Origin of the sequence: Shewanella metallivivens (assembly GCF_028750675.1) — a bacterium.
Classification (GTDB): domain Bacteria; phylum Pseudomonadota; class Gammaproteobacteria; order Enterobacterales; family Shewanellaceae; genus Shewanella; species Shewanella metallivivens.
Window position 1 is genome coordinate 1,021,543 of record NZ_JAQQPZ010000013.1, and the last position, 22,898, is coordinate 1,044,440.

The following is a 22,898-nucleotide window of genomic DNA, read 5'->3' on the forward strand; positions in this document are numbered from 1 at the left end:
AGTATTTTATGGCACTAATATTACAGTTTATCGTGTGGGGTGAGACTTATTGTTTAATCGTGAGTTTTGATTTATTTATTCTACTTATCAGTATTTTGGTGTGATTTTTATTGGTGATGGCAAAAGCAAAAAAGGCAATAGTGTGGTGGCTAAGTGTTAAATAGTGCAATTTGATGGTTGATAATCAATCAGATGTCATCTCTTAGTCATATACCCAATCAGCAGCATCCGGTTAGCATTAATTATCGGTGACCTTTGTATCCATTAATGGCAGCCAAACCTGGGCTTTCAAGCCTCCTTGGGGGCGGTTCGACAATTTTATTTTGCCATGGTGGCGGTCAATAATCCGCTTAATAATCGCCAGCCCCAAGCCCGAGCCGACACTACCACGAGCGGTGTCACCTTGAGTGAAGGGCTGAAATAACTGCTCAACCTTAGACTCATCAATGCCAGGGCCGTTATCTTCAACGCTAAAGCAGACTGATTTACCTTGGCGGTACGAACTGATTTTTATCCAACCATTGCCGTAACGAAACGCATTTTCGACCAGGTTGCTCAATACACGTTTAATCGCCACGCTGTTCATGGCAATGTCTGGACAGTTGCCGAGCGACAGCTCGATGGTTTCTTCGCGGTGCGACTCTTGTTGGCTAATCTCTTGGATTAAGCGGTTAATTTGATCGGGCTCGCGCACACCTTCACGATCGTTGCGAATATAGGCAATAAATTGGTTAATAATGGCATCCATGTCTTCAATGTCGGTAACAATACCTTCTTTTAAATATTGGTCTTCTTCGACCATCATTTCAGATGCTAAGCGAATGCGAGTCAATGGCGTGCGTAGGTCGTGAGAGATACCAGCCATTAATAATGCGCGGTCTTGCTCCAGCTGTTTCATGCTATGCGCCATTTGATTAAACGCATGAGTTACTTCAACAATCTCAGTGGAGCCACTCAAGGGTAACGTGGGCGGAAAGTCGCCTTGAGATACCGCAACCGCAGCTTTTTGTAAGCGTTTTAATGGCCTGTTTTGCCTACGGGCAAATAACCAGCCGCCAGCAACACTGAGCGCGCCAATGACCAATAAATACAAGGTTAATGGCGATAAGTCAGACTCGTTAATGCCGGTTAATGGCACTTTAATCCACAGCGTGGGGGCTTGAGGTGGCTTAATCCACACGTCGAGATTTTCGCCCTGAGAAAAACGCACTTCAGCTTCACCGCCCAAATAAACCGACATTTGTTCAGACAAAAAGCTGTAATAAGTGGCCTGACCGAGTCCGGCTTCTTGGGCTTGTTTTTGGTTGTAAACTGTCATGCCATCGTCACGCACTTTGGCATTTAAGGCATCCACCATGGTGAGATGTTCGCGGCCCACATCCACGCCATCAACAAATAATATGTTGATTTGGCGGGCAATCAGTTGGTTAATTTGCTCGTAGCTGGGTTTGATAAAGTAAACGGCAACCGACCAATACGACACTAATTGGTTAATCAGCAATAAGCTGCCAATCAGTAATACCGTTTGGCTAAATGCGCTTCGAGGTAAGAAGCGCTGCCACCATTTTAACTTAAGTTCCATCAATTACTTACGTGTGGTGCCGTCGGGTACAAACACATAGCCTAAGCCCCAAACCGTTTGAATATAACGTGGGTTAGCGGCATCTTTTTCAATTAAACGGCGTAGGCGAGACACTTGTACATCGATAGAGCGCTCAAGGGCAGAGTAGTCGCGGCCGCGAGCAAGATTCATTAACTTGTCGCGCGATAATGGCTCGCGAGGGTGGTTAACCAGCACTTTTAGTACGGCAAATTCGCCGCTAGTGAGGGCAATACTTTCGTCACCATGAAACATCTCTCGCGTGGCTAAATTCAGTGAAAACTCACCAAACTCAATCATTTCTTCTTGCTGCGCAGGGGCGCCTGGTACTTCAGCTGTTTGACGACGCATTACCGCTTTAATGCGCGCTAATAATTCACGCGGATTAAACGGTTTAGGCAGGTAGTCATCTGCACCAAGTTCAAGGCCAATAATACGGTCTACTTCGTCGCCTTTGGCGGTGAGCATCACAATAGGAATTGGGTTTTCTTGCTGGCGTAAACGGCGACATATCGATAGGCCATCTTCACCGGGTAGCATTAAGTCGAGTACTAACAGGTGAAAATTTTCACGCTCAAGTAATCGGTCCATTTGCTCTGCATTGGCTGCACTTCGCACTTGGAAGCCTTGCTCAATTAGGTAACGTTCTAATAATGAACGTAATCTCATGTCGTCATCGACAACGAGGATTTTAGAGGTTTCTTGGCCCATGAAATATCCTTTAACACTAAATTGATACCAGCAATGGCTCAGTATGAAGTGTAATCACTTGAATTTGAATAGCTGATTGCAGCAGAAATTGTAACTAAATAGCTGTAAAGGCCGCTTTATTGCTTAAAAAGCGGCAAATGATCAGTGGTGTGGTCGCTATCGAAGGTATATTTATCCTTGTAATAAGCGACTGATGCTGTGGCGTAATATGCGTTTAGTCGTCAAAAAGGTAATAACAACTATTAATAAAGTGCAAAAAATAACGGCGCAACACCACAATATTGGTTGCAACATCGACACCCCAAGTAGACCAATAGTGTATTCATCAACGCTGAACATTAATAGCGCTGAACATAAAACGGCTATGTACATTAACACTATGTTCATCTTGATAATTTGTAGCGTTAACGTGTTTTTTTGACCTCCGACAGCGAGCAAAATGGCCAACTTGAGTTGTTGCACTTTAACAGCGAAGTGAAAGCGGTAATACAAGGTGAAAATAACCAGTAAACCTATCATCACAGCCATTGCAAACGAAGTGATAAATAATAGTTTACCTGCAGAGTTAGTATTAACAATTTGTTGCGCTAGACTGTCATCAAAAGCATAAGTTAAATGAGGCGACTGTAACGAAGCCCACTCATTTATTCGTGATGCAGTAAGTTCAGGTGTGGCCGTTCTGCTATAGAAAACAGGCGCAATACGGTGAGCAAACAATGGATTAAATATGCTTAAATGTAAATACATAACCGGTGTAGGGCTTTGATTAAGACCAAAATGCAATTGATCTTCAATGATCCCTTGGACGGTGAGTTGTTTCTGGTAATAAAATCCAGATACGCTGAGTGTTGTGCCTTTTACATCTCGCCAATTGTTAATGCCTAGTTCGTCAGCGAGTTGCATTGCCATTGTTTTGTTTACTATTAAGCCTGTGGCGGTTAGTTTGGCGTGGGTAAGTGTTGTTATTCCAAGTAACTCAAAAAAGTTGCTAGATACATAAAGACTGTTTACAGGCTTGGTTGCCCCTGGGCTATTGAGTGTTTTATATTGTAAATCTTGCTCCCCTAGAGCAGTAAACATCGCTGATGATAGCGCAATCGATTTACCATCCACTTGCCATTTACCTTGGATTTGCTCGGCAGTCAGTGCGAGTGATAATGGGCTGGTGACTTTGGGCTCATAACTATATAGGTCGGTTGGGATGCTGACTTTTTGGTATTTTTTCCACTCTGAAACTGATAATACCAAACACAAAATGATGACGCTGATAATGACTGTGAGTTGAGCAATTAAAGTGAGTTGCCCCATACGTTTTTGTGTCTTGCTTATTTGCCCATGCCGACCTCGACTAAATTGTGTCGTCATAATACCGAGCATCGGAATCTGGGAGCATAGCCAATATAGTGTTACAGATATGGCCACAGCAGCAGTCCATAAACCAAGGTTAAATGACAAACCATCATCAAAATAACTGAGATAAACTGGAATTTGACTAACATATTGCCCAATGCCATAGCCGAGCAGAGGGGCGACAATAATAAGCGCAAAAAAGGCTGGGATGTTTTCGTTAAATAGTTGGATTGTTAGCTGTTTTTTGTCACCTCCTAAAGCCAGTTTTAGTTGCATTTCAGATTGGCGCACTATGCCATGTTGTAAATACGCTGACACGATACCGCTGAACACAATAAAGCCAAAACAAGCGATAAGAATCAATAATATCCATGCTTGTTTGTGTAACATATCACGTTCAACGGGTTTCAGTTCTACCCCGTCAATGAGCCATGAAGTAAACTGACTGTCGATAAAACCACCTTGTGGGCGAGGTGTTTGTTTTTTTAAGGTTGAATAAGCTTGCTGCAATTGAGCAATTGGAACGGTTTGTTGTAATAATGCAAAACCATAGCGATCGGTTTTGCTATTGATATAGAGCGTTGGATTATCAGCAAACATTTGCGGCACATCGAGCAGTAAATAACTGTCAGGTAACCATAGGTCTATTTGAAGATTGCCAATTTTATCCATTGATGTCGGGGCCACGCCAGCAATAGGCAAAGCTTGGTTGAGATAATGCATCGATAGAAGAGAGATATCGCCTGAATTGGCGTGCTGGCGCCAAAATTGAGACGACAAGATGACGTTTTTGGCTTCAAAGCCTTGCTGTGTAAACGGTTTAGGTAAGCCTAGCACGGGCAGTAATGTGTCAGAATAAAAGCCTATACGTAAGCCTGGTACTTCTTTTGTGTTAACCGATACAGTGGCTGTTTGTATTGCGATACTGGCTACCGATTTCACCACCGATAACTGCTTTAGTAAGGCAATATCGAATTCAGATGTAGGCTGTAAATTAGCATTAAAATCTTGGTTCGCGATGGTCACTAATGGTGATTTTTGGCTTACCCACAGAGGTCTATCACTACTTAATAACCAAAGTAGATTCGTTACAAAGCCAATTAAACTGCAAAATAAGCATAAACTGACAATCAATACGGCCCAAATGCCCCGTTGTCCTCGCCATTTTCTCCATCCATATTTTAGATCAAACAGCACGTTTGTATTCCTCATCTTCAAGAGGTGAGAGCTCGCCATCATGCATTTTATAAGCTTTTTCGCAGCACTCTGCGACAGTATTGTCATGAGTGATAATGAGAATGGTCTTGCCTTTTTTGTGCAAGTCACCTAACAAGGACATGATTTTTGCGGCATTGCTTGAGTCTAAATTGCCCGTGGGTTCATCACATAATAAAATGTCAGGTTCACAGATGAGTGCTCGCGCAATGGCAACGCGCTGTTGTTGTCCACCAGAGAGTTCATCTGGATAAAAAGAGCTTCGATCTGCTAACCCAACGAGCGTCAGCACATTGTTAATGCGTTCAGCGTATTGTGATGAGTTGACGGCAGTATTGTAACGTAGTGGCACGGCCAGATTTTCAGCGACAGTCATGTCTGCAATTAAATTAAAGTTTTGAAATACCCAACCAATATGTTGGTTACGTAATTGACTGAGTTGATAAGCTGACAATGCGCTAACGTCTTGGTTACATAGTTTGTAATTACCCGTATCTGCTATATCGAGTAAACCAAGGATTGATAACAAAGTCGATTTACCACTGCCAGACGCGCCCAAAATTGCAATCATTTCACCAGTTTTTATCTGTAAGTTAATTTGCTTTAAGACTGGGTTATCACCTGATTGATGCTTAAATGATTTGTTCAGTCCAGATAAGGTGATGACGTTATTATTCATGTAGTGCTCCCTGACTAAATTGAACGCTATCTTGCAGGTGCGGTGGTACTTGCAATAACAAACGCTCTCCTTGATGCAGCCCTGCGATAACTTGTGCTCGCTCCCCGGCAATGTCACCAATGCTAACTTGACGTATTTCAAATTGTTCAAGTTCTTCATTAAGTACAAATAATGGATACTGGCGATGACCCCTAATGACACCAATAGGGCGTTTTATCACTAAGGTTTTTTGATGTGAGGCAATTTCGATAACGGCATTAACATCAATATTAGGTCTAACAGACGAGGGTAAATCACCGTTAAAACTAATATCAATTTCAACGCTGCCATTATTGACGGTGGGTTCCACACGGGTAACGTTTCCGACAATATCAATGCCTTTAATCGCAACGCGAGCGGGTAAACCAGGGGTTACAAACTCAGCATCATTGGCGGTAATGTTAATGCGGGCATAGTATTGAGATAAGTCAGCAATCATGCCGACTACCTGCCCTTCGTCTAAATACCTGCCAATGTCTAGGTCGTTAGCCAGTTCTGTTAGCATGCCATCCATACTGGCACTAATGGCTAACTGATCGACTTCAGACACCAGTAGCTCTCGTTGTTTTTGCGCTTTTTCTAATCGGTACTGTGCTGAGTCATTAATGGCTTTGCGGGTTTGTTGTAAGGTTTCTAGGCGGCTGGTTTCCATTTGTAAAATGGCATTTTCTTGCTCCCAAGCAACTTGAGCTTTATGCAGGTCTAAAACAGAAATAACCTGATTTTGTTTAAGCTTTTCATGTGCGCTAAGCTCTGCTTGGGCTAAGGCTAAGCGCACTTTAGCCAAGCGCATTTTTCCCTGTTGATCATCTAATGCTTGGCGAGACTCTGCTGTAATTAACGTTAGATTAGACTGCGCCTCGAGTAACGCCAGTTCACTGGTTTCCATAGCCCGAAGTAATTTAGGATTGTTCAACTTAAGGATCACATCACCCTCATTGACGACATTACCGGGCTGTTGCAGTACCTCGACGATATGGCCACTACTGATGGTATTGATCCCCCGTTGGATTTTGGGAACCAACTTGCCATAGCCTGAAACTGTCACGAGCATCGGCTGTTGATTTGCTTCGGTGAGTGCACTCGGCGAATTTGATGATGAGTTGGAGAGGGCATTTTTACCGAAAAATAACGCAATTAAACCTAGTAATAAACACGTAATGATAATAATTGAGAGTGTTTTTATATGCGTAAAACGGTTTTTATCCTTAGGGATTTCAAACATTTTATAATTCCATTTATATCGTTTTTGTCCATTTAATCTAATCAAACCATGTAAGTAAAGCACTTATTTTTTGTTTGAAAAATAAGCTAATTCTTTGTTGACACAAAAAAAACAGCCGATAAGCTTTAACGGCGATAAGCTCAATTTATTATGTACTTACAAAAGGATTTGCTATGTTACTCCCGTTCTCTGCAAAAATTTCGTCGCCTTATACCTTTCTTAATTTTATGTCGTCATGCAACGCTTGGAGACATAATGATGCAAATTAACTATGCCACTTTATTGTCTGGTTTATTGCTAGTCACAAGTAGTTTTGCAAGTGCAGCAGATGTATTGCCTTTAGGTCATCACTTAAAAGAGGCATTTTATTCTGAAGTGTCGACGCAAACGACTAAGCCACAGTTTCCTGCGTTATATATCTATGATGTAAAAGCGGAACAATTTTTAAGTAAACAAGATGCAGAAACCTACCTGAGCCAGCTAAGTGAGCAACCATTGTGGGCAGAAGTGATGCAACAATGGGTTAAAGATAGTAGTCACTTTAGCGCGACTAATCCGTCTTTAAAACAGGCTGTGCCGACACTCGACTTTACCCAGCCATATATTATCTTTTTCGACAACTTACCCGAGCCAATGTTAGCGCAGTTTGCTGCAATGGATCCTAACTTGGTGGCGCGTGATAGTTTAGTGAAGTCCATTTTAGCTCAGCTAGACGATGCAAACAGTTACACAACTTATTAAGTTTTGATGAGGTTAAGCCGTGCTTAACCTCATTTTATTTCGCCTCATCATTTCTTTGTATTAATGCCCATATCGACGATTTATTTCAATGTCATTCGTGTTGCCTTCTAACTGAAATGATAGTGCCAGCTGTCTGTTAGATTGAGAAATCGTGCTGTTAATGGTGCGAGGCAATGAAGATATATACTGTGGATGACTATTAAAAATAGGCTGTAAATGGAGTTGTTGTGAGTGTAGTTCAAAGCGGCCCCATTGTAGATGAGTAATGTGGGCATCGGTATGTGGGTCCTGATGCAAGTTAATGTGCACTGTGGCGTAATAACCGTTGTTTAGCAGTGCTAAGCTACTCAACGCAGGAGTCGACAATTGGTGCCATACGCCATAGACGGGGTGGGTTGTGTTGCGGTTATAACGATATTGTTTATCAGTAATGCTATCAGCATTGGTATCGACATCGAGCAGTAAAGTCGTATTGCTTTTTGTGAGTGTCATTTGGTGTGCGGGGTGGGTAATTTGATACGCCACTAAGCCCAATAGCGGATTATTGGTATAACTGGCAATAAAGCGCACGCCATTAGGCGCAATAGCGAGCCGGCCCCATTCGGCTACACTTTGATGCGGGGTTAGGTGGTTGAGATTGATGTATAAATAACTGGAGTCACGGTTTAATTGCAACAAGGTAGTGTGCTCTGGGGTGTCGATAATCCAATTGCCGAAAAATGCGTGCTGAACATTTGAGGTTAATGTTTGCGCTGTTGCGTTGACGGGCGCCGTTAGTGCTAGGTGCATGACTACGCACAATATGCAAAAGCGCAATGGTTTGCTAGCACAATTGATAAGGGCAGTAAGCAACTGTGTTGTTAATGCGGTAAACATAATATCCCTTTATGTTTTTAGAATGGGTTTAAGATCAATCCGCAGGATCCAGGGTATATGCCGAACCGCATGCGGTAATTTAAATGAACTTTAACCCTAGTCAATATTGCCGATAAATCAAATAAAAAGCCCGCAGCATAGGCTTACGGGCTTGGTATCAAAACAAATAGAGGTGGCAGGTTAAGGTACTAATGTCAGCAGTGGCGCTTGAGCGGCAACCTGGAAGTCTAATGCCATGGTTACGCTTAATGCGGTAATGGTAATAATAGAAAATCCAAATACCTGCCGAGCCCAAGACTGCAAATTGATGTCCTGGCGGTAACCTTTAAGTGCCATCGCTAACCACCAAAAACTGGTGGCGCAAGTGACTGCAGTAAAGGCGATGCCTGTGTATCCGGCTAATGGCAGTAATACGCTCACTAAGGCAAATACGGCAATGTATAACACAATATGCAATTTGGCTTTAGCCATGCCTTCTGCAACGGGTAACACCGGGATGTTAGCCGCGGCGTAGTCGTCAAAGCGAAAAATGGCAATTGCATACGAGTGAGGCATTTGCCATAGGCTAAACATCAGCAGCAAGATACCTGCGCCCATGTCCATTTGCCCGGTCACCGCGCAATACCCCACAACCGGTGGCACAGCACCCGAAAAACTGCCCACTAAGGTGCCGTAAACCGAGTTGCGTTTCATGTACAGGCTATACACGCCGACATAAACCCCATAGCCAATGGCAGCAAACAAGACTGCTAGGCTGTTGGTAAATATTGCCAACATAGCAAATCCAATTGCGCCAAGGCCTAACCCAAACATCAATACCGATGAAATGGACAGTTCACCTGTTACGGTAACGCGTTTACAGGTGCGCTGCATTTTTGCGTCGATGTCGCGGTCAATACAGTTATTGATTGCGCAACCCGACGCCACCACTAAACACAAGCCTAACATGGTGGCTAGCATCAAGGTCACATCAACATTGCCTTGAGCCGCGAGTAAAAAACCGCCCGCGACAGAAATTAAATTGCCCATGATGATGCCAGGTTTAGTGACCTGAACATATCCTCGTAAGCGTGAGGTTAATTGTGCTGACATAGATTGACCTTGATTATTCATTAGCGCTTTGGGTTACATCATCAATTCGTTAGCTGCGTAGATAATCCACACAGACAACCCCACCACCATGACAATAATCAAGGCGGTGAATAAGAACGAGAATGTATTGAGCTTACCTTCTTTAGAAAAATCTAAATGGAGGAAGTATTTAAGGTGCACCACGATTTGCACTATGGCGGTTATCACCACGACCCATATCGTTGTGGCATGGTCAAACTGGTGTGTCATCACCGACCAAAACGGGATTGCGGTTAATACAACCGACAACACAAAACCGACAACATACGATTTGATACTGGCCGCAAAATCGCCAACATCATGGCTTGAATGTGCATGGCTCATTACAAGGCTCCTAACAAATAAACAACGGTAAACACACACACCCAAACGATGTCTAAGAAGTGCCAAAACAAACTTAAGCAGCTCAAACGAGTCACGCTGCGATTGGTTAAGCCGGTTGTTAATACCTCAACCATCATAATCAGCATCCAAATTAAGCCTGCGGTGACATGCAAACCATGCATGCCGACTAGGGCAAAAAAGGCCGATAAAAAGGCGCTGCGATCAGGGCCATTACCGTGTTCAATTAAGTGGTGGAATTCGTACACTTCCATGCCAATAAACACACAACCTAACGCAAAGGTGATTAACAGCCAGCCTAAGGTTGCCGCTTTCTTTTGGTGTTTAGCGCAAATCATTGCTACGCCATAGGTAATACTACTGACCAATAGCGCGGCGGTTTCAATAAGTACAAAGTCGAGCTCAAAAATATCTTTACCAGACACGCCGCCGTCGGTGTTCATAAACAATACGGCGTAAGTGGCAAAGACCGAGGCAAACAAAATACAGTCGGTCATTAGGTAAATCCAAAAACCGAATAAGGTGTTGCCGCTAGTGTCGTGGTGCTCATGCTCATGAGAATGAGCCATGTGTAAATCTGCTTGAATAGCAATACTCATTATCAGCCCCTTGCTAGGTTAGTGAGGTTTGCAGCGACATTATCTAGGTGTGCATTTTCAATTAATGCAACGTCTTTGGGCTGCACGTAATAGTCAACATCGCTGTCGTAAGCGCGCACCAAAAACAGCACAAATGCACTGATAAAACCGACAATAGCTAACCACCAAATATGCCAAATTGCCGCAAAGCCAACCGCCGTTATACACGCCGCCATAAAAATACCGCTGGCGGTGTTTTTAGGCATGTGGATTGGCTGATACTTTTGCGCACGTTGATACGCCTGGCCTTTTTCTTTCATGTCGGTAAAGGCATCAATGTCAGACACATGGGGTAATGTTGCGAAGTTATAACACTGCGGTGGTGACGAGGTAGACCACTCTAAAGTATGGCCATTCCACGGGTCGCCAGTGGTGTCTAGATTTTGCTGACGGTCGCGGAAGCTCACATACAATTGCACAAACTGTAAAATGATGCCGGCCAAAATAATAAAGGCGCCCACAGCCGCAAAGTAAATCCAGAAGTTCCAAGCTGGGTTGTCTGTGTGGTTAATACGACGTGTCATACCCATAAAGCCAAGTACATACAGTGGCATAAACGCCACATAGAAACCAATTTGCCAGCACCAGAATGACGCTTTACCTAAGCGCTCATTTAAGTGGAAGCCCATGGCTTTAGGGAACCAAAATGCAAAGCCTGCCATGTACCCAAATACCGCACCACCTAAAATGGTGTTATGAAAATGAGCAATTAAAAATAGGCTGTTGTGTAATACGTAATCCGCCCCAGGTACCGCCAGTAATACGCCGGTCATGCCGCCAATAGTAAAGGTGACCATAAAGCCTAGGGTCCACAATACTGGTACGGTAATGCGTAAACGGCCACGGTAAATGGTAAATAACCAGTTAAACAGTTTTACCCCAGTCGGCACCGCAATCACCATGGTCATTACCCCAAAGAAGGCGTTAACGTTGGCGCTTGAGCCCATGGTAAAAAAGTGGTGTAACCATACAATAAAACCAAGAATAGAAATCGCGCCACTTGCCCACACCATTGAGCTGTAGCCAAATAAGCGTTTTGAGGTAAAGGTTGAGATCACTTCTGAGAAAATACCAAATGCCGGTAAAATCAGAATATACACTTCAGGATGTCCCCAAGCCCAAAACAGGTTGATGTACATCATGGCGTTGCCGCCACCATCATTAGTAAAGAAGTGGAAATCGAGGTAACGATCTAGGGTTAATAGGCCTAACACCGCGGTTAAAATGGGGAACGAGGCAACGATTAAGATATTGGCCCAGGTACAGGTCCAGGTAAAAATGGGCATTTGCATCAGCTTCATGCCTGGCGCGCGCATTTTTAATACTGTGGCAATAAAGTTCACCCCAGTTAAGGTTGTCCCTATGCCCGATATTTGCAAGGCCCAGATATAATAATCGACCCCCACCCCTGGGCTGTAAGCCAGCTCCGATAATGGCGGATAAGCCACCCAACCGGTTTTGGCAAATTCACCGAGCCCAAGTGATATGTTAATTAACACCGCACCTGATGCCGTCAGCCAAAAGCTTAAGTTGTTTAAAAACGGAAACGCCACATCGCGGGCACCAATTTGCAAGGGTAATACCAAGTTCATTAGACCGATCATAAATGGCATGGCCATAAAGATAATCATGATCACGCCGTGGGCAGTGAAGATTTGGTCGTAATGTTCTGGTGGCAAATATCCTGCTGCACCATTGGTGGCAAGTGCCTGTTGGGTTCGCATCATAATCGCGTCTGAAAAGCCGCGAATAAGCATAATTAACGCAAGTAAAATATACATAATGCCGAGCTTTTTATGATCGACAGAGGTAATCCAGTCGTGCCACAAAATGCCCCACTTTTGATGTTTAGTAATGAGCGCCGCAATAATCAATCCAATCACGCCAACAACCGCAAGGGTGACCATAATAATGGGTTCGTGATACGGAATAGACTCGAGGGTTATTTTTCCAAGAAATGACATAATTACTCCGCCTCCCCAGAGGCAATGGATGATTGCTCAGTAGATGAGTGTGTTTGGTCTGCGTCCATGTCTTTCATATGTTGCATGTGCTGCATATGTTGAGCGTGGTCCATGCCTTTCATATTGCCCATGTCGTGCATGCCTTCCATATCTTCCATACCGCTCATGCTGCCCATCGATTTCATATTCGAGTCTGGGTGCATGTATTGCATCACAATGTAATTGAACATGCCCTGTTGCACTGAGCCGTAATATTGCACAGGGTTGTTTTCGCTCTTTTTCGCTAATTGCTTGTATTGTTGAACGTTTAAAGGCGAACCTTGCTGCTTAACCTTGGTAACCCAGGCATCAAAGTCGTCTGCTGTGGGCGTGGCGATGGCATTAAATTTCATGCCCGCAAACCCAGCGCCGCTGTAGTTAGCTGAAATCCCTTTAAATGTGCCCGGCTCGTTGGCAATAAGGTGCAACTTAGTGGCCATGCCTGCCATAGAGTAAATTTGGCTGCCTAGCTGCGGAATGAAAAATGAGTTCATTGCCGTGTCTGAGGTGATTTTAAAGTTAACCGGTACATTGGTAGGGAAGGCCAATTCGTTAACCGAGGCGATGCCATATTCTGGATAGATAAATAACCATTTCCAGTCGAGTGATACCACCTGGACGGTGATTGGCTTTGCATCATGTTCAAGCGGTTTATAGGGGTCTAAATCATGAGTCGAGTTCCAAGTGATGATCCCTAATACAATCACGATCACAATGGGGATTAGCCACACAACAATTTCGATGGTTTTAGAGTGGGCCCATTTAGGGGCATAGATTTCGTGATCGCGGCCGTCGCGGTATTTCCACGCAAAATAGAGTGTCATAAAAATAACCGGAATAACCACAATCAGCATCAATAATGTCGCCACGACGATGAGGTGTTTCTCATCCATGCCAACTTGACCCTTAGGGTCGAGCACACCGCCTTCGCAGCCGGCCAGCACAAATGCGCCAACTGCTAGCATGGCTTTACTTAATTTTCGAATGAACAAAGGAAGATTCCTCTCACCTTAATAACTTAACTACGCTGCCAGGAGGTAACCGTGACAGATTAAAAGCAACAGGTAGGCAGCATAGGCAAGGCTCAAATGAGCTGTCGCCTATCGCATTGATATAACAACAACGTGCTATGAATAACCTGTTGTAAGAGTTGAGCTAAAACGAAAAGTAACGAGGAGGGGCGCGGCAGCCGTGTGCCGTATAGTCTAACGACTTAGGAATAACAGGTGATAAAGCACTTAGCGCATCGCTGAGTTCAAGCAGATTGCTAAATTTAGCATTGAGGTGAAACAAACGCCAAAATTGCTCAATTACCATAGGGTTAAACACAATTAAGCTGAGCAAGCCCGCCCCGACAAACTCAGCCAGTAGGCCGTCTGCAATGGCGATAAACTCACTGATATCAATAAAGTGACCCACCGAAATCGATAACGCATCGGCCAAAGGTTGCAGCAACAGTAATCCGAAACACAAAGTTAAATGTGCTTTACTCAGTTTGGATAATCTTGCAATGCGCCTGAGTGGCTTAACAAGATTTTGGCAAAGAGTTGGATTCAAAAAACGTTTCCGTCTTAGCGTAAAAGAAGTGGTTGTCGCATCAAAACCGTGCGCGTCGTTATACGGCAGGAGAATAACAAGAAGCGGCTATTAATTGAAAGCCGTTAAGGGCTGTAAAGCCGTGCAAATATTAAATAAACCTGAAATAACATATTATTTAAACCATTTGATTACATATTTAACCATGTGTTTACCTATCTAGATCTCAAAATGCTTGAGTTTGTGATGTCTGGCACTCAAAGTGGCTGGTAAAACGTGAGCTATTTAAAGAGAGGTGAGCGCTCATGTGTAAAACAAACAGTAAGTGGTTTCGAGTGTTATGTGTTTTTTAAGCAAGTTAACGACAGTAGACGAGAGGTTTGAACAGGAAAAATATCGATTATTTTTACGACAGATTTTGACTTTCGACGAGCTGAACTATATTCTTTGTCGCTGTTTTGCGCTGCACCCGTGTAGTCAAAGCGAAATCTTATACATGTAAAGTCTTGCATGTCATGAAAATAAGCTGCATCAGCTAACCCCTTCCTGATTGGATTGCGACAATCCATTTGTAGTGGCAGTTTTGCTTTACCTCATATTAGATAGCATTTCGTTACATGACAGAACAACATCTTAGAGACTGTAGTCGATAAATCTATTTCGGCTCAGTATGTACTATTGAAATAAATGACTGAATTTTAAACAGAGTGAATAACATGATACAAACCATGAAAAAAGAATGGTTCTCTAACATCCGCGGCGATCTTCTAGCCGGTCTTGTGGTTGCGCTGGCGTTAATTCCAGAGGCCATTGCCTTTTCGATTATTGCAGGTGTTGACCCTAAAGTGGGGCTATATGCTTCGTTCTGTATTGCGGTAGTGATTGCATTTACTGGCGGCCGCCCTGGGATGATCTCGGCGGCAACGGGTGCAATGGCACTGCTAATGGTCACCTTAGTTAAAGAGCACGGCCTTGAATACTTACTGGCCGCCACCTTATTAACCGGTGTATTCCAAATTGTGGCAGGTTATTTAAAGCTGGGTAACTTAATGCGCTTTGTATCGCGCTCGGTGGTGACCGGCTTTGTGAACGCCTTAGCGATTTTAATCTTTATGGCGCAAGTGCCTGAGCTGATTGATGTGACTTGGCATGTGTACGCCATGACCGCCACAGGCCTTGGGATTATTTACTTATTCCCGCTTATTCCGGTTATTGGTAAATCATTGCCGTCACCGTTAGTGTGTATTGTTGGTTTAACCATTTTTGCCGTATTTATGGGTATTGATGTGCGTACCGTAGGCGATATGGGCCAGCTGCCTGACACCTTACCTATCTTCTTGTGGCCAGAAGTGCCATTGACGCTTGAAACCCTGATGATCATCTTGCCTTATTCAGCAGGCCTTGCGGTGGTTGGTTTGCTTGAATCAATGATGACAGCCACTATTGTTGATGACTTAACCGACACCCAAAGTGATAAAAACCGTGAATGTAAAGGCCAAGGTATTGCCAACATTGGTGCCGGTTTAATGGGCGGCATGGCAGGTTGTGCCATGATTGGTCAGTCAATTATCAACGTTAAATCGGGCGGTCGTGGCCGTTTGTCAACGTTTGCAGCAGGTGTGTTTTTGCTGATTTTAATCGTCTTTTTAGGTGACTGGTTAAAGCTTATCCCTATGGCCGCATTAGTGGCTGTAATGATCATGGTGTCTATTGGGACGTTCTCTTGGGATTCAATCCGTAACCTAAAACATCACCCAATGTCGACAAACCTTGTGATGGTGGCCACGGTTGTAGTGGTTGTTGCTACCCATAACCTGGCGATTGGGGTATTTGTAGGGGTGTTATTGGCTTCATTATTCTTTGCCAATAAAGTGGGTCGATTCATGGTGGTGAAAAGTTCAGACATTACTGCTGAAACAGGCCGCCATTATCAAATCGTTGGCCAGGTGTTTTTTGCCTCGGCAGATAAGTTTAGCCAATCATTTGATTTTAAAGAAGTGGTAGATAAAGTCACCATCGACTTATCACTGGCACATTTTTGGGATATCACCGCAGTATCGGCACTCGATAAAGTCGTGATTAAATTCCGTCGTGATGGTACAGAGGTTGAGTTAATTGGCTTAAATGAAGCCAGTGCGACCATCGTGGATAAATTCGGGGTGCACGATAAACCTGAAGAAGTCGAAAAAATGATGTCGGGTCACTAATCCTGAGCAGCACTATAAAAGGAGAACAATAATGACAAATGTGATTGCTTGTATCGACGGTTCAAAAGCCACCTTAGCGGTGTGTGATGCCAGTGTGTGGGCGGCCACCCAAATGGCTGCGCCAGTGACCTTGTTACATGTGTTAGATAAATCTGTGTATCCAACACAATTGAATTTATCTGGCAGCATTGGTTTAGGTACGCGTGAACACCTACTCGATGAAATGGTTGAACTGGAAGGGCGCAGAAGCAAACTGGCGCTCGAGCAAGGCAAATATATGCTCGAAGATGCTAAAACCTGCGTCACTAAGCAGCAAGCTAATGTCGCGGTAGACACCTTACAGCGCCATGGCGATTTAATTGAAACCTTGTTAGAGCAAGAGCCCAATGCACGCTTAGTGGTCATGGGGCGTCAAGGTGAACAGCACCAGGACCACCCTATTGGCAGCCATATTGAGAGTGTTATCCGCACGCTTAAGCAACCCATTTTAGTGGTTATGCCTGAGTTTACTGCACCTAAGCGCTTTATCTTTGCTTATGATGGCAGTGCTACGGCGAAAAAAGCCCTAGCTCGAGTGGCAGCCAGCCCTTTGCTTAAAGGTTTAGCGTGTCACTTAGTGATGGTGTCAGACAATCAAACTCAAGCCAGTGCCGAACTTGCAGCAGCAGCCGATACCTTAAACGGTGCAGACTTTAACGTGAGCACCGCAGTGTGTCAGGGCGAAGTGCAAGCGGCATTAGAAGCCTACCAAATTGAGCATAGCATCGACTTAATGGTCATGGGCGCGTATGGCCATTCGCGTATTCGCGAGTTTTTTGTGGGTAGCAATACCACCAGAATGATCAGCAAAAGCAAAATCCCGTTATTACTATTGCGTTAGTCATAATGACTCGCTGACAGCTAAGAGCTGATAGCTAAAAAGCCACTCCGGCAGTGTATGTCGGAGTGGCTTTTTGTTTATGGCTTTTAGTTTACGGCATGGTTGCGGTGATTTAAGACCTACGAGCGCTACATCGTGGCACTTCGAAGACGCCAGAGCATGGACAAAGGTTACTTTGACTCCATTCAATTCCATTCAATTCCATTCAATTCCATTCAATTCGTCTTCATTAAACCCGTCTTCACAAAATTCGTTAGCATTAAATTTGTCGTCCCAGCAATGCTTTTGAGCCGGGATTGAGGTGTTCGCTTTTGTTTTTGTTGCGGCCACTAAGGTCGTGGCATTTTGCCTATACTGAGGTAAAGAGTTAAGGCTTATTCTTGTTTACAATCAGAGATGATACGTCGTGTTAAATAAGCGAATGAGCATTGAAATATTGCAGTATGGGTTTATTGTATAAAAATAAAGCGTATCATCAATAATGACGCAGTGATAAATGCAACTATGAGTCGTAGGTGTTTGTTGCCTATGATTTTTTAGCGGTATTCATCTGTGATTATCCGTATTCATCCGTGTTAGCAGGTGATGTTGAGAGGCAAGTCTCTAGTCAACCGTTACAAGCCATAAAATATCTTTAATTCACAATGGCCAACATACTATGGAACATAAACGATATTTTTTATTGCTTTCAATCATCTTTGTTATTGAATTTATAGTTATTTCTATCAACCCTTATAATCGAGCCGATTGGGCGCTTGAGAATGTTTTAGTTGTTTTTTCTGCCATCTTTGTGGTGTTTACCTATAAAAAATGCCCATTATCGCGGCTCTCTTATAGTTTGATATTTGTTTTTATGAGCTTGCATGAAATCGGCTCATTTTATACTTATTCCAATGTTCCCTATGACGAATTTCTACAGTCGTATTTTAATTTTAGCCTTAACGAATATATGGATTGGCATCGTAATAACTTTGATCGATTTATCCATTTTGCATACGGCTTTTTACTGGCATACCCAGTGAGAAATTTGTATTGCAAGATTGCAGGCGTGAAAGGCTTTTGGAGCTATTTCACACCGTTAAACCTGATTATGTCGACATCGATGTTATATGAGTTAGTAGAGTGGGGCGCCGCAGAAGTCTTTGGCGGCGAGCTTGGCATGGCGTATTTAGGCACACAAGGTGATATTTGGGATGCGCATAAAGATATGGCGCTCGCTAGCTTGGGCGGGTTTATAGCGATGGCGATAACGCTTGTGGTTTATTCACGTATTCAGAAAGACTTTCGAGAGCAATGGCGACTAAGCTTAACGGTAAACAATAAAGGTCGTTAAGCAAAGCAGAGGCAAGTCGAATTGCTATGGTTGCTTAGGCCTTTTATAGCCGACGGCCACTAACGTCATGGTACTTCGCAGGCTCCAGAGTTGGATAAATGTTACTCTGGTTCATTCAACTTTATTATATGCAACTTCTTTAAATTCGTCGGGACGACGAGAAAATAGCTAAAAAGCTTTTGGCCCGTGCAGGGTGGAACCTTGCGATTTTAAGCGTTAATGCCGCAGGCCATATTTCAATCCCACTGTCCATTATGCTTCGCTATTCACCACCCTCGAACTGACTTTTTTACGTGTTTGGCTGAGCGTGTAAACGCCGCTAATCACAACGAGTAGGCTGCCGAGTAGCGTCATGATGTCGGGTGATTCACCGAATATGAATATGCCCAACGCTAAGGCAAATAATAAACGGGTGTAACGAAAGGGAGCGATGACTGACACGTCGCCTGCGCGCATGGCAATGGTAAGGGCATTATAAGCCGCGACACCAAAAATAATTGCGCCGATAATTTGCAGTGATGTAATAGCGTTAAGCTGTGTTGGCTCATTTTGATATAACTGGATAGCGATCCCTGCGGGGATTAATACAAAAAATCCATATACCCCAAGTTGCATGTTCGATAACACAGGCGGCGCTGCGCGGGTGGCTAAATCGCGGCCGGCAAAGCCTAATGTGGCGATGACCGCAAGTAGTGAGTTAGCTTCAAACCCGGCGAGGCCGGGGCGGATTATCATTAATACCCCAATAAATCCCACCAGTACCGCAAGCCATCGTTTAACGCCAACATGTTCACCAAACAATAATGCAGCGCCTATCATGGCAATCAAGGGTGTAGCTTGTAATATTGCCGATGCACTCGACAGCGGAGTGAGCGTAATGGCCAGGGCAAAGCTAAAGCGGCCAATGACTTCACACAATGCGCGGATTAAAATCGGTGCAGTGAGTATGGCCGGATGCAGTATCTTTTGACCTTTACGCCATGTCAGAAATATAAAAATCAGCATGCCACCGAGGCCAAACAATGCCAGGATTTGACCTAAAGCAGTGGTTTCGGCTGCGGACTTAATCAACATGTCTTCAATGGCAAAAGCGGCCATTGCAACAACCATGTAGAGGCTGCCTTTAGTATTGTTCAATGGTACACCTATGGGAGCGTTCAGCGATAAAAAGAGTCGGTAAACGCTATTCATCAGGTTTATGTGAATGACAGCGTTTGAGTGTGTTAACTCGCTGATTATTAGAAGCTATCGATTAGGCAACGTTAAATTGCTTTTAGTCTTTGGTATAGGTAATTTTATTAATGTACCAGGTCTTATCGCCTTGAGGTGTGCTGACCACCGCTTCGTCGTCGACTTCTTTTTTGAGTAACGCACGTGCCATGGGCGAGTCGATAGAGATGTAATCTTTGCGTTCGTCGTAGATTTCTTCTGGGCCAACAATTTTAAAGGTTTTAATGTCGCCGTTGTCGTTTTCAATTTCAACCGTGGCACCAAAAAACACTTTGCCTTCTTGCTCTGGTGCGTAGTAAACAATTTTTAAGTCGGGCAGTAACTTGCGTAAATAACGAACACGACGGTCAATTTGCCTTAATAAACGCTTGTTAAAGGTGTAGTCAGCGTTTTCTGAACGGTCGCCAAGGCTGGCTGCCCAAGCCACAATTTTGGTCACTTCAGGCCGTTTTTCTTTCCAGAGGTAATCATGCTCAAGTCTGAGCTTGTTGTAGCCTTCTAGGGTAATTAACTTGGTTTTCACTTTTGCTACTCTTTCGCATTACATTGTTGATTAAAGCTAGGAAGCATATCACCAGCGCATAGGCGGTGCATTGCTTGTTTTTGGCCGAGGATCATAAAGCCTGTCGTACTAGCAGCCAATTAATAGTCTTTATGGTATCTTTGGCATAATTTTATTTAAAACCATGCCGAATTCTACTGATTATGCATAATATTGCCCAGATTATCGCTCAAGAACTTAATGTCCGTGAACAACAGGTCGCTGCGACCATAGCACTGTTAGATGATGGTGCCACCGTACCGTTTGTGGCCCGCTACCGTAAAGAAGCCACCGGTGGCTTAGATGATACCCAATTGCGTAACTTATTTTCTCGCCTTGGCTATTTACGAGAATTACATGACCGTCGCCAGGTGGTGTTGTCGAGCATTGAAGCTCAAGGGAAACTCACTCCTGCATTGGCTCAAGCCATTAACGACGCTGACAGTAAAACCCGTCTTGAAGATTTATACCTGCCTTATAAACCTAAGCGCCGCACTAAAGGGCAAATAGCTATCGAAGCGGGCATTGAGCCGTTGGTGGATGCCGTATTAGCTGACCGCCGATTAGACATAGATAGCAAAGCTGAAGCGTTTTTAAATCCTGAAGCCGGTTTTGCCGACACTAAAGCGGTATTAGACGGTGCGCGTTACATTTTGATGGAACGCTTTGCTGAAGATGCTGAACTGTTGCGTAAAGTGCGTCAGCATTTAAGCCAACAAGCGGTGCTTGAAAGCCGAATGGTCAAAGGCAAAGAAAAAGAAGGTGCTAAGTTCCGCGATTATTTTGAATATAATGAATTGATGAGCAAAATCCCATCACACCGCGCCTTAGCGATGCTGCGTGGACGTAACGAAGGTGTGCTGAGCTTGTCGATGAATGCCGACCCAGATACCGAGGCCACTCAAGGCAGCTATTGCGAAGTGATCATTAGCGATCATTTTAACTTAGTGTTGACTGACTCTAGCGTTGATAACTGGCTAAAAACGGTAGTGACCTCAACTTGGCGCATTAAAGTAGCCTTGCAAATGGAAACCGAGTTTATTGCCAAAATGCGTGAAAGTGCCGAAGAAGAAGCCATTAAAGTGTTTGCCCGTAACCTAGGCGACTTATTAATGGCGGCACCAGCGGGCGCGAAAGCGACCATGGGCCTTGACCCTGGGATCCGTACTGGTGTTAAAGTGGCCATTGTTGATAACACTGGCAAGTTGGTGGCACATACCACTATTTTCCCACATGCACCGCAAAACTTATGGGATAAATCCATCCGTACCTTAAGTAACCTAGTGGCGATGCATAAGGTCGAGATTATCGCCATTGGTAATGGTACTGGGTCGCGTGAGACCGATAAATTAGCGGGTGAGCTGATTGCGGCAGTAAAAGAGTCACAACCCAACTTAACCAAAGTGATGGTAAGCGAAGCCGGTGCATCGGTGTATTCAGCATCTGAATTTGCCGCTAATGAGTTTCCAGATTTAGATGTGTCTATTCGCGGTGCCGTATCGATTGCCCGCCGTCTGCAAGACCCATTAGCAGAGCTAGTGAAAATTGAGCCTAAAGCCATTGGCGTTGGCCAATATCAACATGATGTGAGCCAAAGCATGTTGTCGCAGTCGCTTGAAGCGGTTGTTGAAGATTGTGTAAACGGTGTGGGTGTCGATTTAAATATGGCATCTGCACCGTTACTGACTCAGGTGGCTGGGTTAAATAAAACCCTCGCGAAAAACATTGTTGATTACCGTGATGCCAATGGCCAGTTTACGAACCGTAAGCAAGTATTGAGCGTACCGCGCCTTGGCCCAAAAGCGTTTGAGCAAGCCGCAGGTTTCTTGCGCATTCGCAATGGCGACAATCCGCTTGATGCCTCATCGGTTCACCCTGAAGCCTATAGTCTAGTTGAAACCATTGCCGCAGCTAAGCAGCAGCCAGTTGCGCAGCTCATTGGTAACACTGATTTACTGCGAGACATTAATGCTGCTGACTTTGTTACTGACACCTTTGGTGTGCCAACCATTAACGACATTTTGGCTGAACTCGACAAGCCTGGACGCGATCCGCGTGGTGAGTTTAAAACCGCTAACTTTAAAGACGGCGTAGAAGAGTTAAAAGACCTTAAGCTTGAAATGATATTAGAAGGTGTGGTGACCAACGTGACCAACTTTGGTGCTTTTGTGGATATTGGCGTGCATCAAGACGGTTTAGTGCATATTTCATCATTAACCGACAAGTTTGTGAGCGACCCACATACTGTGGTGAAAGCCGGTGATGTGGTTAAAGTTAAGGTGATGGAAGTCGACGTAGAACGTCGTCGTATTGCCTTAAGCATGCGCCTAGATGAAAAAGCTGCACCGGCTAAATCTGGCCAAGTTAAATCAGGGTCACAAAAAAACTCATTTAGTGGCAAATCGAGTCAGAGTAAATCTAAACAAAACAGCCAGCAAAAACAGGCTAATAAACCAGTAAAAGCACCGCAAAATGCAGCAATGGGTAATGCCTTTGCTGATGCGTTTGCTAAACTGAAGAAGTAGATGTAACTCAGTTAATACCAACGCAATAATAAGCCCTTGCATTGTCATGCCGGGGCTTTTTTACGGCCACAGAAAATTGAATCAAAACTGAATTAA

The 22,898-nt window shown here is 44.1% G+C and carries 19 protein-coding genes; 5 read left to right on the top strand and 14 right to left on the bottom strand.

Annotated elements, in window-relative coordinates:
- Window positions 1-238 precede the first annotated feature (238 nt).
- From envZ to PQR79_RS17275, 5 genes are all read right to left on the bottom strand, one after another.
- The gene (envZ, locus tag PQR79_RS17255) at window positions 239-1,582 is read right to left on the bottom strand and encodes a two-component system sensor histidine kinase EnvZ (protein ID WP_238104795.1); all 1,344 of its coding nucleotides are present in this window, start codon (window positions 1,580-1,582) and stop codon (window positions 239-241) included.
- 3 nt (window positions 1,583-1,585) lie between these two features.
- The gene (gene ompR / locus PQR79_RS17260; protein WP_238104793.1) at window positions 1,586-2,311 is read right to left on the bottom strand and encodes an osmolarity response regulator transcription factor OmpR; all 726 of its coding nucleotides are present in this window, start codon (window positions 2,309-2,311) and stop codon (window positions 1,586-1,588) included.
- A gap of 171 nt (window positions 2,312-2,482) precedes the next feature.
- Entirely contained in the window at window positions 2,483-4,858 is a 2,376-nt protein-coding gene (locus PQR79_RS17265; protein WP_238104792.1) for an ADOP family protein, read from the bottom strand.
- A complete protein-coding gene (locus tag PQR79_RS17270) occupies window positions 4,848-5,555 on the bottom strand; it encodes an ABC transporter ATP-binding protein (protein WP_238104790.1) in 708 nt (235 codons plus the stop codon). The genes PQR79_RS17265 and PQR79_RS17270 overlap by 11 nt, the downstream gene beginning before the upstream one ends.
- Window positions 5,548-6,819, bottom strand: a complete 1,272-nt coding sequence (locus PQR79_RS17275; protein WP_274408582.1) for an efflux RND transporter periplasmic adaptor subunit — start codon at window positions 6,817-6,819, stop codon at window positions 5,548-5,550. The genes PQR79_RS17270 and PQR79_RS17275 overlap by 8 nt, the downstream gene beginning before the upstream one ends.
- A gap of 255 nt (window positions 6,820-7,074) precedes the next feature.
- Here PQR79_RS17275 and PQR79_RS17280 point away from each other — a divergent pair, with 255 nt between their 5' ends.
- Window positions 7,075-7,560 carry a hypothetical protein gene (locus PQR79_RS17280; RefSeq protein WP_238104785.1) on the top strand — a complete coding sequence of 162 codons (486 nt, stop codon included), beginning with the start codon at window positions 7,075-7,077 and terminating at the stop codon, window positions 7,558-7,560.
- A gap of 60 nt (window positions 7,561-7,620) precedes the next feature.
- On the opposite strand, the gene PQR79_RS17285 is transcribed toward PQR79_RS17280, so the two are convergent.
- The 7 genes from PQR79_RS17285 to PQR79_RS17315 all read right to left on the bottom strand — a co-directional run bounded on the left by PQR79_RS17285 (window position 7,621) and on the right by PQR79_RS17315 (window position 14,107).
- Window positions 7,621-8,436 carry a hypothetical protein gene (locus PQR79_RS17285; protein ID WP_274408583.1) on the bottom strand — a complete coding sequence of 272 codons (816 nt, stop codon included), beginning with the start codon at window positions 8,434-8,436 and terminating at the stop codon, window positions 7,621-7,623.
- A 180-nt stretch (window positions 8,437-8,616) separates the two neighbouring features.
- Window positions 8,617-9,549, bottom strand: a complete 933-nt coding sequence (gene cyoE / locus PQR79_RS17290) for a heme o synthase (RefSeq protein WP_238104781.1) — start codon at window positions 9,547-9,549, stop codon at window positions 8,617-8,619.
- Between the two features lie 12 nt (window positions 9,550-9,561).
- Window positions 9,562-9,891: a cytochrome o ubiquinol oxidase subunit IV gene (cyoD, locus tag PQR79_RS17295; protein WP_188957676.1), complete on the bottom strand. Its 330-nt coding sequence runs from the start codon at window positions 9,889-9,891 to the stop codon at window positions 9,562-9,564.
- Window positions 9,891-10,508, bottom strand: a complete 618-nt coding sequence (cyoC, locus tag PQR79_RS17300) for a cytochrome o ubiquinol oxidase subunit III (protein WP_238104779.1) — start codon at window positions 10,506-10,508, stop codon at window positions 9,891-9,893. The genes cyoD and cyoC overlap by 1 nt, the downstream gene beginning before the upstream one ends.
- Window positions 10,509-10,510: 2 nt before the next feature.
- Window positions 10,511-12,511 carry a cytochrome o ubiquinol oxidase subunit I gene (gene cyoB, locus PQR79_RS17305; RefSeq protein WP_238104777.1) on the bottom strand — a complete coding sequence of 667 codons (2,001 nt, stop codon included), beginning with the start codon at window positions 12,509-12,511 and terminating at the stop codon, window positions 10,511-10,513.
- A gap of 2 nt (window positions 12,512-12,513) precedes the next feature.
- Window positions 12,514-13,542, bottom strand: a complete 1,029-nt coding sequence (gene cyoA, locus PQR79_RS17310) for a ubiquinol oxidase subunit II (protein WP_238104775.1) — start codon at window positions 13,540-13,542, stop codon at window positions 12,514-12,516.
- A gap of 163 nt (window positions 13,543-13,705) precedes the next feature.
- A complete protein-coding gene (locus PQR79_RS17315; RefSeq protein WP_274408584.1) occupies window positions 13,706-14,107 on the bottom strand; it encodes a hypothetical protein in 402 nt (133 codons plus the stop codon).
- Window positions 14,108-14,802: 695 nt separating this feature from the next.
- Here PQR79_RS17315 and PQR79_RS17320 point away from each other — a divergent pair.
- The 3 genes from PQR79_RS17320 to PQR79_RS17330 all read left to right on the top strand — a co-directional run bounded on the left by PQR79_RS17320 (window position 14,803) and on the right by PQR79_RS17330 (window position 18,506).
- On the top strand, window positions 14,803-16,293 hold the full coding sequence (locus PQR79_RS17320; RefSeq protein ID WP_238104772.1) for a SulP family inorganic anion transporter: 1,491 nt from the start codon (window positions 14,803-14,805) through the stop codon (window positions 16,291-16,293).
- A 31-nt stretch (window positions 16,294-16,324) separates the two neighbouring features.
- Entirely contained in the window at window positions 16,325-17,173 is an 849-nt protein-coding gene (locus PQR79_RS17325) for a universal stress protein (protein ID WP_238104770.1), read from the top strand.
- Window positions 17,174-17,831: 658 nt separating this feature from the next.
- The gene (locus tag PQR79_RS17330) at window positions 17,832-18,506 is read left to right on the top strand and encodes a DUF2238 domain-containing protein (protein WP_238104768.1); all 675 of its coding nucleotides are present in this window, start codon (window positions 17,832-17,834) and stop codon (window positions 18,504-18,506) included.
- A gap of 252 nt (window positions 18,507-18,758) precedes the next feature.
- Here PQR79_RS17330 and PQR79_RS17335 read toward each other — a convergent pair whose 3' ends face one another.
- Entirely contained in the window at window positions 18,759-19,643 is an 885-nt protein-coding gene (locus PQR79_RS17335; RefSeq protein WP_238104766.1) for a DMT family transporter, read from the bottom strand.
- Window positions 19,644-19,779: 136 nt separating this feature from the next.
- Window positions 19,780-20,259, bottom strand: coding sequence for a transcription elongation factor GreB (greB, locus tag PQR79_RS17340; RefSeq protein WP_238104764.1), 480 nt, complete (start codon window positions 20,257-20,259; stop codon window positions 19,780-19,782).
- A 182-nt stretch (window positions 20,260-20,441) separates the two neighbouring features.
- Between greB and PQR79_RS17345 the strand changes: the two genes are divergently transcribed.
- On the top strand, window positions 20,442-22,802 hold the full coding sequence (locus tag PQR79_RS17345; protein WP_238104762.1) for a Tex family protein: 2,361 nt from the start codon (window positions 20,442-20,444) through the stop codon (window positions 22,800-22,802).
- Window positions 22,803-22,898: the final 96 nt, after the last annotated feature.